Here is a 12,391-nt window from a genome sequence, read left to right as displayed (position 1 = left end):
ATGATCTTCATGGCATGGTCGAGTAACGTTTCACCACATCCAGATAACTCCTGCAGGAGCCAAAACTAAGCGATGGACATCCCGTAGTGTTTTCGACAAAGTCACGAGGCGCGCGGTCATTAAAAACGACACGCCCAACCCCTCGTGGTTGATTGTCATCAGCGAGGATGTTTGAAGGCCCGTACGTTCCTCCACTCCGAGCCCTATGCATGTGTAGAACAGCTGGATCCTGGAAAGCAGTTCGAGTCAGGATCGCCAATGATCGCCATTGAACGGCGCTGTTCCTTCGTAACAATATAGTCGGAAAGAAGCTCCTGTCGTTTTTTCCTTTTTCGACGACGAAGACTGAAGGGAGATCGCCATGACCTCCGACGCAGCCTTCAGGTCGCAACCGACGATGAGAATTTTCTGCCCAAGATCGACGAGGGCCGCTAGCGTGTTCTGGGAGGTCGTGCATTAGCCGATACCTCCTTTGCCGTAGAATGCGATTTGACGCGAATCTGCCATCTTGCCTTACTTCCCCTTCATTGGTTTTCGGCGTCCGGCTGGCACTCAGCCGCGCCGCTTGCAGTGTTTCAAAACCCGTGCCACGTGCAACATCAGCTTCAAGAGCGACCAACACGGTATTTCGGGGCGTTGAAGAGACAACTTCAGCCGTATTGCGAACAACCGATTGTCACAGGACGGACAAATTGATCATGGCCGTCCGGAGCAGGCCGGCCGATCAAAGCAGCCGCCTCGAGAGGTCGACCAGCGGGACCAAGGCTCTCTACTTTGCCGCTGGCCGCCAAGTCACGAAGTCAGCCAGAGCGACTGCCCGTTCGTGGTCGAGTTTACGCATCTCACACAGAAGCTGTTTCTGTCGTAAGCGAACGCACAGCGCCGCCTTCCAAAGCTGGTCGGGCGGCTGTGGTTTCTAGGGACACGAATTGGCGTGCCAGTGCCGGATACACCTGTTCAGAAGGCGCCATCCTTGCGGCCTCTTCAAGAAGCGTTTGGCGCATCCAAAGGCTGGCAGGATCGTTATCGTGAAGCATAGGCCACTGAACTGCCTCGGTCAGCTTCGGAATTGGCAGCGGTAAATCCAGAATGCGCAGTGGCGTACTCTGTGCACAATGCTGAGCAAGTCTCAAAGGCATCGTGCCAATACGACGCGTTCCAGAGAGCATCGCCGGTATCATGCTGAAAGACTGAACCACGATCTCTACGCGCCTCGAGTAACCGCGTTCGCGCAAATACAAGTCATCAACAGCAGGTTTCAAGGAACAGCCGAATTTGACGGCGACATGCCCCATCGACATGTACTGATCGAAGGAGAAGGATTCGCCGATGCAGTCGTTTCCTTCACAAGCCACGCATACGAAGACATCATCGAAAAGCCCCGTGTAAGGGTGCTTCGACATGAATGACCTCAGGCATGATCAGAAAGTCGACGTCGCCGCGCTGTAGGAGCTCGTCGAAATCTTCGGCGATCGGCATGAATTCAAAACTTACCCCTGGAGCCTCTCGCGCTACCCGCTCGACTACATTCTCGATAAATACCAGCGTGACGTAGTCGGACAGGATCACTCTGAAGCGACGTTCGCTTTGAGCGGAATCGAAAGGCTGCCACGAAATAACCGATAGCTGGATGTGCAACAACGCTTCACGCACCGATGCAGCGAGTCCTTCGGCTCGGGGCGTCGGGACGAGCTCGCGGCCCACCATCATAAACAGCTCGTCTCGAAAATATGTTCGCAGCCTGGCAACCGGCGCGCTCATCGCAGGCTGGCTAAGGTTGATGCTACGTGCAGCCGCGGTAAGATTTCGTTCCGTCATCAGCGCGTCAAGCGCGACGAGAAGGTTAAGATCTAGACCCTTAAATCTCATAGGTTTGTCTCTGCTTGGAACACTAGAACGCCTGCTGCTCAGCCCCCAATTAAAGTAATATAAATGGCAGAAATAAGTACAATGAGTTTCAAGTATTAGTAGACTTTTCCTCTTGTGGCAGTCACACAGTTGTATAAAACGTATTCGGCCAACCGGCTGGCAATCATGGCATTATTGTTCTTTCCCGCCTTCCCTAGGGCTTTCACGCCGACTTCAACCCAGTTCTGCGCACCCTTTCGGTTAGCAGAAGCTGCTTAGGGGCCGTATCGGCAGCTAGATATTCTCCGGGTAAGGTTGAACAAACCAAAAAACAGACATGTGGTTGCGTATCTCGAGGCATGCAGATGAGGATGAAGATTCCACATAAGACCACCGTCAGCGCTTGCCCGCCTGTGGACTACACTGGATTGTTCAAGAAGGATGGAAGGGTGTAGCTTTCTACCGGGATACCCACGTTGGGAATTGTTCCGGGTCTGGATAGCTGCAGACAACAGGTGAAATTCCTATCGCGGATGTGCCTGCCCCACAGAACCAAGGACGCAGATGCGTCGCGCTCGCCCTGAAGAATAGTAGGTCCTGGTCGAGCTTTCACTTGGACAACCGAAGCGGCCCCGGGCAACATTCTCTACCAATCTCTATCAGCCTCTATCAGCCTCTATCATCTCGCAGCAAGTCAGCCCCGACAGGCCGGTGCATCGATTCCGAAAAAACATTTGCTTCGATCGGGTTCTCTTCCGCCCGAGATAAGTCGATGTCGGGGAGCTGCTATCACTCCGCCGACATTCCGACTTTTTGCAAGGAACCTAACACTGCGGCGACTGTGGTGAGCTTTTAGGTCCTTGTGGATTCAACCCGGCATGCGATTTGCATTTGTCAGGTCAGCGAAAACCGATCGCAGTGCTACGGTCTTCGGGGCCGAAATAGCGTAAGTGTTCGCCTCTGACTCTGGCCTGTGCGCGGATCATTTTAGGCTGGCAATATGCGGAGAATGTTCGAATGAAGTCGAAAGTTTGCATTCCGCTCGCAGGGATTTTCGCGACGCTGTCGGGCGGCGCGACCAGGGCGGGAGGCCTTGAGGCTGAAGTAAGGCTCCCGTCAACGGTGTTGGAGCGGTGGGCAAGCTATAACAATGAATACATCGACGTTTCCGTAGTGACGAGCCGGCGCAAGTCCGCTCAGCGGACCTTGGTCGCTCTGTACTGCGGCAACTAAGTTAGGATCATCAGGTGCTTCTCCCGCAGCATTCATGCGAAGGAGAGGCACTCGGTCATTGCGAGAGGGACACGACGTCACCCGTGCAAAACAGGGATTGATTTTTAAAGAAAAGCCATCGCTTGGAAAGCGAAATACCATCATGCCAGAACACTCTCTGCCGACGCTACCGATGTGGCGCGTCGACCACATCGAGCCCTCGCCCGAAATGTTGGCGCTACGGGGAGAGGGACCAATCCATCGCGTCCGTTTCCCGTCCGGGCACGAAGGCTGGTGGGTGACAGGCTATGACGAAGCCAAAGCGGTGTTGTCCGACGCGGCTTTTCGACCTGCGGGGACGCCGACGGCGTTCACGCCAGATTCCGTGATGCTTGGTTCTCCCGGGTGGCTGGTTTCCCACGAGGGAGACGAGCATTCCCGCCTGCGCGCGATTATAGCGCCGGCCTTCAGCGACTTGCGGACAGACTTGCTTGCACAGCAGGTCGAGTCGATAGCCGAACAGTTATTCGCAACGCTTTCGATCCAACCGCAGCCGGCTGACCTGCGCAAGTACCTTTCCTTTCCGCTTCCGGCCATGGTCATCAGCGCACTAATGGGCGTGAGGTACGAGGACCATGCGTTTTTCGCGGGACTGTCCGATGAGGTGATGACCCATCAACACGAAACCGGCCCGCGCAGTGCGTCCCGCTTGGCCTGGGAAGAACTGCGGGTCTACATCCGCGACAGGATGCGAGAGAAGCGCCGAGATCCGGGCGATAATCTCCTGACAGATCTCCTGCTGGCGGTGGATCAGGGTAAGGCCAGTGAGGAAGAGGCAATCGGCCTAGCAGCGGGCATGCTGGTAGCGGGGCACGAGAGCACCGCCGCGCAAATCGAGTGCGGCCTACTGGCTATGTTTCGCCATTCGCAACAGCGCGAGCGATTGATCGCCGATCCATCGCTGTTGGACAAGGCGGTGGAGGAAATTCTGCGCATGTACCCGCCGGGGGCGGGCTGGGATGGCATCATGCGCTATCCAAGATGCGATGTGACCATAGCAGGCGTGCATATCCCAGCGGAGAGCAAGGTGCTTGTCGGTCTTCCGGCGACGTCCTTTGATTTGCGCCATTTCGACAAACCAGAAGTCTTTGACATCGCACGCGAGGGAAACCCGCACCTGGCGTTCTCCTACGGGCCGCACTACTGCATCGGCGGGGCGCTAGCCAGGCTGGAGCTGAAGGCAGTGTTCGGTTCGATCTTCCAGCGCTTCCCGGGGCTGCGCCTTGCCGTGGAGCCTGAAGAACTGGAGTTGCGCAAGGAGATCATCACTGGCGGCTTCGAAGAGATGCCGGTGCTCTGGTGATGCGGGGACGGGCTAGCGGCAGAGTTTCTGCACTTTGCGGCCGAGCTTCCATGGCGCCGGCGGATCAGCCAACCAAACGGGTAACGAAGATGGACGTGAAAGAAACAGTGGCGGTATGCCGGGATGCCTTCGCCGAACTGGCGTCGCCAGCGTGTATCCACGACCCGTATCCGTTCATGCGTTGGTTGCGCCAGCACGATCCGGTCCATCGCGCCACGTCCGGGCTCTTTCTGTTGAGCCGCCACGCCGACATCTACTGGGCGCTTAAGGCCACGGGGGATGCGTTTCGAGGACCGGCACCGGGCGATTTGGCGCGCTATTTCCCTCGTGCAGCGACCAGCCTGTCGCTGAGTTTGCTGGCTTCTACCTTAGCGATGCAGGATCCTCCGACACATACGCGCTTGCGCCGACTGGTCTCCCGTGATTTCACCAAACGCGAGATCGACAATATACGGCCGAACATCGCGCGAATAGTCGAAGAGCGCCTGGACGCTATTGCGCCGGCCTTGGGACGCCGGGAGATAGTGGATCTTCATCGCGAATTTGCGCTTGCCCTGCCAATGCTAGTCTTTGCAGAACTGTTCGGCATGCCCCAAGATGACATGTCCGGGCTCGCCGCCATCATTGGCGCCATCCTGGAGGGGCTGAGCCCGCACGCCAACGATGCCCAACTCGCAGCGGCGGACGCAGCTAGCGCCAAAATTATGGCCTACTACGGCGACCTGATCCAGCGCAAGCGCACCGATCCCCGCCAGGACATCGTCTCGATGCTGGTGGGCGCTCACAGCGACGACGCCGACAAGCTGTCGGATGCAGAATTGATCAGCATGCTTTGGGGCATGCTGCTCGGCGGCTTCGCCACTACAGCTGCGACGATCGGCCATGCGGTCCTGGCGATGCTGGCATATCCGGAGCAGCGACACTGGCTACAGGAAGACGCCGGGGTCGAGGCATTCGTAGAAGAAGTATTGCGCTGCGACGCCCCCGCCATGTTCAGCTCCATTCCGCGGATCGCCCAGCGTGACATTGAGCTGTGTGGCGTGATGATACCCAAAGGTGCAGACGTGCGCGTGCTACTCGCGGCCGGCAATCGTGACCCGGACGCGTTTCCCGATCCTGACCGCTTCGATCCCGCACGATTCTACGGCAGCACCAGCCCCGGCATGTCGAACGACGGGAAAATCATGCTGAGTTTCGGGCACGGTATCCACTTCTGCCTCGGCGCGCAACTTGCCCGGGTGCAACTGGCTGAGAGCCTTCCCCGCATTGAGGCGCGCTTCCCGACGCTCGCACTGGCCGAGACGCCGATACGGGAGCCATCTGCGTTCCTCAGAACGTTTCGCACTTTACCCGTACGGATTCATGCCGGTGGAGAGGCGTGAGATGCGCGTCGTGATCGACCAAGAACTGTGCGGAACCACCTGGCAGTGCGTGCTGACCCTGCCTGGCATCTTTCGGCAGCGCGAAGCGGATGGCGTGGCCGAAGTTTACGTGGCGACCGTCGCTAAGGCGCAGCACGCCGCGGTTCGGCTTGCGGCCAGTCAGTGCCCGGTGGGCGCCATTCGGGTCATCGAAAGCGACGATTGCGGTGGCGAGCCAGGCAATGTCGGCCCCCTGCCCTCTCCGGCCGAGCTCGGGCGGCATGCCACGAGAGATGAACACAAACCGGGACGACACGATGGGACGGTTTGAGGGAAAGGTGGCCGTGGTGACCGGCGCTGGCGCTGGCATCGGCAAGGCATGCGCCCTCGCCATCGCGCGCGAGGGCGGCAGAGTGGTGGTGGCCGACATTGACGACTCAGCGGCAACCGCCTGCACGGCGCAGATCGCGGCCGAAACTGGTCACGCGCTGACCCTGGCCGTCGACATCGCCGACGCGCAAGCGGTGGCAGCGCTGTTCGAAACGGCGGAGCGCCACTTCGGCGGGATCGACCTGCTGGTGAACAACGCGAGCGCCATGCATCTGACCCCGCGCGACCGCGCGATCCTCGACCTGGACCTAGCGGTTTGGGATCAGACGATGGCGACTAATCTGCGCGGCACGCTGCTCTGCTGCCGGCAGGCCATCCCGCGAATGATCGCCCGTGGCGGTGGCGCGATCGTCAACATGTCCTCGTGCCAGGGGCTCAGCGGTGACACCGCGCTGACTTCCTACGCCGCGTCGAAGGCCGCAATGAACATGCTATCAATCTCCCTTGCCACGCAATACGGTCGCGCGCAGATACGCTGCAACGCCGTCGCGCCGGGTCTCATCATGACGGAACGTCTCCTCGCCAAGCTCGACGAGCGATTGCAACGGCAATTGCACCGGCACCAACTCCTGGCGCACGTTGGCCGCCCCGAGGACGTGGCCGCGCTGGTGGTTTTTCTGCTTTCCGACGACGCTGCGTTCATCACCGGGCAAGTTGTGTGCATCGACGGCGGCATGCTGGCGCACCTGCCGACATACGCAGATGGCGGCAATAATCCGGCCGAGCGCCCCGTCGATAGCGTGGACGAAGCGCCCTTTGCCCAGGAGAGGTAAGAGACATGCTGCTCAACCCGCTGAACCGCCGGCGCACGCTGCAATACAACATCCCGATCATGCCCGGCGCGTTCCCGATAGTGGGGCATCTTCCCGCCATCGTGAGCGACCTTCCCCGCCTGCTACGGCGCGCAGAAGGAATGCTAGGGAACCACTTCTGGCTGGATTTTGGCCCGGGGGGGGCAGCTGATGATTTGCCTCGATCCTGATACGCTCGCGGCGCTCCGGCACAAAAACGTCTCTTCGTCACTAATCGGCGAAATGGCGCCCGAGATTCTCGGTGGAACATTGGTCAGTTTGGACGGTAGCGCGCACCGCCGGGCGCGAGACGGCATCAAGGAGGCTTTTCTTCCCAAGGGGCTCACTGCGGCTGGCATTGGTGATCTATTTGCACCCATCATCCGGGCGCGGGTGCAGGCGTGGCGCGAGCGTGGGGGCGTCTCTATCTTACCTGAAACCGGCGACCTGATGCTCAAGCTTACCTTCTATCTCATGGGGATCCCGCCGCAAGATCTGCCCGTGTGGCATCGCAAGTACCGGCAACTATTACAGTTGATCGTCGCTCCCCCCGTGGACTTGCCTGGAACACCGCTGCGGCGCGGTCGCGCCGCCCGCGACTGGATCGACGCCCAGTCGCGACAATTCATCCGCGACGCCCGCGCGCGCTCCACTCGAACCGGCTTGATAAACGACATGGTGAGCGCCTTCGATTGCAGTGAAGATGCGCTGTCAGATGACGTCCTTGTTGCTAACGTCCGTTTGCTACTGCTAGCCGGTCACGAAACAACTGCCTCGACGATGGCCTGGATGGTAATCGAGTTGGCGCGCCAGCCCGATCTTTGGCACGCCCTGGTCGAGGAAGCGCGACACGCAGGGACGGTGCCTACACAGCACGAGCACCTGGCGCAGTTTCCTGTTGCCGAGGCCCTGTTTCGGGAAACCTTACGCCTGCATCCGGCATCATCGCTCGTACCGCGTCGCACGACGCGGGAATTGCATCTTGGCGGGCGCCACCTTCCTGCAGGCACCAGGCTTGGTATCCCGCTGCTGCACTTCTCGACCTCATCGTTACTGCACGACGCGCCAGATCAGTTCCGCATTGAGCGTTGGCTGGGACGCGTAGAGCCCGTAGGACCCCTTGATATGTTGCAGTTCGGTACCGGGCCGCACGTGTGCATCGGTTACCATCTGGTATGGCTTGAACTGGTCCAATTTGCCGTGGCGTTGGCGCTGACCATGCAAAAAACCGGCGTGAAGCCGCAGTTGCTTAACGACGCTGAGAAGGGACGACGTTTCTTCCCGACGGCGCAGCCGTCCATGAAGGTCCGAATCGGGTTCTCATGAACAAGCCTTGCCCAGTGGCCAGCTTGGCTACGGCACCAGCAACATTGCTCGTCGACGCAGTTCCGGGTGAGACATAGGACATGCACAATATGCAGACTGATCCCACGCTACACCAGCGCCGAATTCCCGAGCTTGGTCAACCCTCCGATCAGACTGGCGCAAAATCCGTCGGGCTGCATTCGGAGGCTTGGATGCAGGACGGAGTGAAACGGGTCGAACAGGCGCTGACGCGGCTTCTTGATGCAGGAGACGACGGTGAGACCGAACTCACGGCGGCAATGCGCTACGCCACCTTGAATGGCGGGAAGCGCACCCGCGCTTTGCTGTGTATGGCCGCCGGTGCACTAGCCGAGGCCTCGGCGGCTACTCTCGACGACGTCGGAGCCGCCATAGAGATGATGCATGCCTGTACCCTTGTTCACGATGACCTACCTGCGATGGATGACGACGTGCTTCGCCGCGGCCATCCAACGGTGCACGTCAAGTTCAGCGAAGCCACTGCGATCCTGGTTGGAGACGCATTGCAAGCACACGCTTTTCTCACCCTTGCTGGCTTGGACGCTCCGGCCGACAGGCGCTCCGCACTCGTGCGCGAACTTGCCCAGGCAGTATCTACCGGGGGTGCCGCTGGAGGCCAGGCTATGGACTTGGCGCTCGTTGGAAAGACCGCCGAACTCGACACGATCCTGAAGATGCACCGAATGAAGACTGGTGCGCTTGTGCGTGCCTCCGTTCGAATGGGCGCGTTGTGTACGATCGCGGAAAATGACGAGCACGATGAGTTATACGAGGCGCTGGATCGCTATAGCGATTGTTTCGGGATGGCATTGCAGGTGGTCGACGATATTCTTGACGCAACAGCCGATAAGGCCACGCTCGGCAAAACCCCTGGAAAGGACGCGGCGGCGCAGAAGCCGACCTGCGCGTCGATCATGGGACTGAAGGCCGCCCGGCAGTTCGTGCTGGATCTTTTTGGCGAGGCCAGTGAGGCGATCGTGCCGCTAGGCCCGGATGCGCAGCGCCTGGGGCAGATGTTACAGCAGGCCTACGTGTATCTGGCTAAGGACGCATCATGTATATGAACCCGCACGTGCGCATAGTGTCTACCGGCACCGACCGCGTATGGCCCGCGTCGACAATATCTCCTGTTCTTTATCAGAGTCCGCGCCAGAGACAGGGCCGCCCGGTGATGGATTGGCACCACGTGCTCGGGCGTGGACAGCGGAGATGGCGGAGCAACAGTGGCGCGCCTAGCGGCCGGTTAAACACGGGTGTCATCACTTACGGAAGAAGGCAGCAGCGTGACCGCACCGTCTGACCAGATCCTCTCGGAGTTGCGCCACCTCCTCAGCAAGATGAGCGATGGTGGCTGCGTCGGCCCGTCAGTCTATGATACCGCACGGGCCCTCCATTTCAGTGGCGTCGTCGCTGGCAATCATGAGGCATGCGACTGGCTTATCGCGCAACAACAGCCCGACGGCGGTTGGGGAAGCTCGGACTTCCCGTTGTTCCGCCACGCGCCCACTTGGGCAGCCTTTTTAGCATTGCAGCGCGCCGGTTCTTTTCCCGGTGCTGCTGACGCGGTACAAGCCGCAGAACAGTTCCTCCGGCACCAACCCGATCCATATGAGCATGCGGTACCGGAAGACGCGCCTATCGGAGCAGAGCTGATCCTGCCGCAGCTTCTGGGCGAGGCGACGCGATCGAAAGGATTGAACCTTCCGCGCCACCGCGCGTTGGTACGGCTGCGGCAGTCTCGCCTCGCCAAAGTCCACACGTTAGCGGCTTTGCCGAGCGGGCATCCTCTGCTTCACTCGTGGGAGGCTTGGGGATCATCGCCGGCTATGGCTTCCCCAGATGAGCACGGCAGCATCGGTATTAGCCCAGCCGCAACCGCGGCGTGGCGTGCCCAAGCAAGTGCACAAGCGAGTTCACCAGAGCTGCTCAGGCGCGCCGACGCATACCTGCATGCTGCATCGCTGGCGACGGCCAGCGGCCTCGACAATATCCTTCCCAACGTGTGGCCAATCGATATATTCGAGCCGTGTTGGTCGCTGTTCAGCTTGCATTTGGGTGGCCTTTTAGCGCATCCCGCCCTCGCTCAGGCGGTGCGCCGGATCGTCGCGCGACTAGAGGCTTGCATGAGCACGAATGGCCTAGGCCCGGCATCACATTTTGCAGCCGATGCGGACGACACTGCTGTAGCGCTATGCGTCTTGAACCTCGTGGGTCGGGTGCCTGGGGCCCACGCGCTACGCCAATTCAAGATCGGTGAGGTTTTCGTCACCTTTCCGGGCGAGCGCAATGCTTCGGTGTCCACAAACATCCACGCTCTTCATGCCTTGCGATTGGCCGGCCAGACCGCCGCTGCCACAAGCGCTTTCGTCGACGCCAATCGAAATCCACAAGGTGTATGGGACAATGAAAAATGGCACGCCTCCTGGCTGTACCCGACTTCGCATGCGGTCGCTGCTTTGGCGCAAGGCGCTCCGAAGTGGCGGGACGAGCGGGTCTTGGTGGCGCTGCTAAAGGCGCAGCGCGACGATGGCGGCTGGGGCGCAGGGAGCGGATCCACATTCGAGGAGACCGCCTATGCGCTCTTTGCCTTGCGCGTGCTGGACGAGAGAGAGACGCCAACAGCCCGCGCGCGTGCTGGCCAAGCGGTGGCACGTGCTTTGGAATGGATGCTGGCCCATTATGTAGCGAACACTTCGCCTTACACTGCACTTTGGATCGGCAAAGAACTCTATTGCCCCACACGTGTCGTCCGCGTGGCAGAGCTCGTAGGCTTGTGGCTAGCGCTTTCCTGGGGGAGTAAGCCGGAGCACCGTAATGAAGACTGAGTTTGCCCTGAAACTGGTATTGGATTGGGGCCGAAGCCTGAGCGGGTTCGCCGCGGATCATGCCGTGGAAGCAGTCAGAGGCGGCCAGTACATCTTGGAGAGTATTCAACCTTGGTTGGACGAACTTAGCGCGCGCACGTTCCGCGATCCGCGGGACGAAACCCTGATACTGGCCTTCTATCGCGAACTGGCACTCCTGTTCTGGCTCGACGATTGCTACGATCACGACTTGATCGCGCCTGAGCAGCTTGCCGCAGTGGAACTCGCGCTAGCGCAAGAGGCACCCCGTGCTCCCAGCGGATTCGAGTCGTGTGCTGCGCAGCGCGCTTTACTCGCCCAGCTCGCCTACGATCGGCGCGACTATATCCAGCTTCTGGACGATACCCGTCGCTACTGCGGGGCGCTACGCGCCGGTCACACGCAAGCGGCAACGGGGAAGCAGTGGTCATACGCTGAATACCTTGACAACGGGGTAGCCTCGATCGCCTACACCAACGTGTTTTGCTGTCTCTCGTTACTTTGGGGATTGGACATGGCATGCTTGCGCCGCTGTCCAGCTTTCCGCCAGGCGATCTGGCTTATCTCAGCGATAGGCCGCTTGCAGAACGATCTGCATGGGTGCGATAGAGATAGTTCGATGGGCGAAACTGACAACTCAGTGATCCTTCTACTGCGGCGCTATCCGGCAATGCCTGCAGCGAAGTTTTTAAGCGACGAGCTGGCTGGACTTACGCGCATGCTGCGCCGGCTTTTAGTAGAAGAGCACCTTCCCCCCGCGTGGGATGCCCTCATAGACGCTATGACCGGCATCCGCACGCATTTTTATGAGACCTCTCGCAGTCGCTACCGTAGCGACGGCACGGGGAGCACAGCAAGGACTGAGCCTCAAGCGTAAGCCGGCCGGAGGCAGTTGCAGCGACGCTGCCCCGAGCGGATGCAAGCACCGGATTTGCTTGAAGGCCGCCCTCGGCTGAAGCAGCAGGCCAATCCGTCGCCCCAGCAGGGAGAGATCCCGCTATCTCGCAAGACAAAGGGCTGACTTGTCCAATATTCACGATCTTAATCGCTCTCATCCAAACAAATGATTTGTCAGACCCAAGGCGATTTGGAGTAACAATGGCGCCACGATCGGATTTCACGAAGAAGATGATGCGCAATAGCGAAGGGTGAAATGTGTCCAGTGTCCTTTACCGGGACAATCGGTATCCCGACAGGTACGAACTTTCACATGGGATTAGGAGGTTAGTCGCAGCGGTT

General features: G+C 59.6%; 8 protein-coding genes and 4 pseudogenes. 9 read left to right on the top strand and 3 right to left on the bottom strand.

Annotated features, from left to right (window positions below):
- Nucleotides 1-30: 30 nt before the first annotated feature.
- From AS026_RS44560 to AS026_RS16185, 3 pseudogenes are all read right to left on the bottom strand, one after another.
- Nucleotides 31-269 (bottom strand): annotated as a pseudogene (locus tag AS026_RS44560) (DUF269 domain-containing protein).
- A 64-nt stretch (nt 270-333) separates the two neighbouring features.
- Nucleotides 334-507: pseudogene (nifH, locus tag AS026_RS40005) on the bottom strand (nitrogenase reductase); the annotation flags it as partial.
- 335 nt (nt 508-842) lie between these two features.
- Nucleotides 843-1,869 (bottom strand): annotated as a pseudogene (locus AS026_RS16185) (LysR family transcriptional regulator).
- Between the two features lie 996 nt (nt 1,870-2,865).
- On the opposite strand from AS026_RS16185, the gene AS026_RS16180 reads away from it, so the two are divergent.
- From AS026_RS16180 to AS026_RS16140, 9 genes and pseudogenes are all read left to right on the top strand, one after another.
- Nucleotides 2,866-3,081: a hypothetical protein gene (locus AS026_RS16180; protein ID WP_028748901.1), complete on the top strand. Its 216-nt coding sequence runs from the start codon at nt 2,866-2,868 to the stop codon at nt 3,079-3,081.
- Nucleotides 3,082-3,223: 142 nt separating this feature from the next.
- Nucleotides 3,224-4,423 (top strand): cytochrome P450, encoded by a 1,200-nt coding sequence (locus AS026_RS16175; protein ID WP_028748902.1) that lies wholly within the window; start codon nt 3,224-3,226, stop codon nt 4,421-4,423.
- Between the two features lie 89 nt (nt 4,424-4,512).
- On the top strand, nt 4,513-5,805 hold the full coding sequence (locus AS026_RS16170) for a cytochrome P450 (RefSeq protein ID WP_028748903.1): 1,293 nt from the start codon (nt 4,513-4,515) through the stop codon (nt 5,803-5,805).
- A gap of 1 nt (nt 5,806) precedes the next feature.
- Entirely contained in the window at nt 5,807-6,115 is a 309-nt protein-coding gene (locus tag AS026_RS16165) for a ferredoxin (protein ID WP_007539152.1), read from the top strand.
- Complete coding sequence (locus AS026_RS16160; protein WP_037076022.1) at nt 6,102-6,947, top strand: SDR family oxidoreductase; 846 nt, start codon at nt 6,102-6,104, stop codon at nt 6,945-6,947. The genes AS026_RS16165 and AS026_RS16160 overlap by 14 nt, the downstream gene beginning before the upstream one ends.
- Nucleotides 6,948-6,952: 5 nt before the next feature.
- A pseudogene (locus AS026_RS16155) lies at nt 6,953-8,291 on the top strand (cytochrome P450).
- Between the two features lie 89 nt (nt 8,292-8,380).
- Nucleotides 8,381-9,373 (top strand): polyprenyl synthetase family protein, encoded by a 993-nt coding sequence (locus AS026_RS16150; RefSeq protein ID WP_062370594.1) that lies wholly within the window; start codon nt 8,381-8,383, stop codon nt 9,371-9,373.
- Nucleotides 9,374-9,592: 219 nt separating this feature from the next.
- A complete protein-coding gene (locus AS026_RS16145) occupies nt 9,593-11,134 on the top strand; it encodes a prenyltransferase/squalene oxidase repeat-containing protein (protein ID WP_007539159.1) in 1,542 nt (513 codons plus the stop codon).
- The gene (locus AS026_RS16140) at nt 11,124-12,029 is read left to right on the top strand and encodes a terpene synthase family protein (RefSeq protein ID WP_007539161.1); all 906 of its coding nucleotides are present in this window, start codon (nt 11,124-11,126) and stop codon (nt 12,027-12,029) included. The genes AS026_RS16145 and AS026_RS16140 overlap by 11 nt, the downstream gene beginning before the upstream one ends.
- The last annotated feature ends 362 nt before the right edge of the window (nt 12,030-12,391 follow it).

This window comes from Rhizobium altiplani (assembly GCF_001542405.1).
GTDB lineage: Bacteria > Pseudomonadota > Alphaproteobacteria > Rhizobiales > Rhizobiaceae > Rhizobium > Rhizobium altiplani.
Note: the sequence above shows the minus strand (reverse complement) of the source record. Positions and strands in the feature narration are given on the sequence as shown.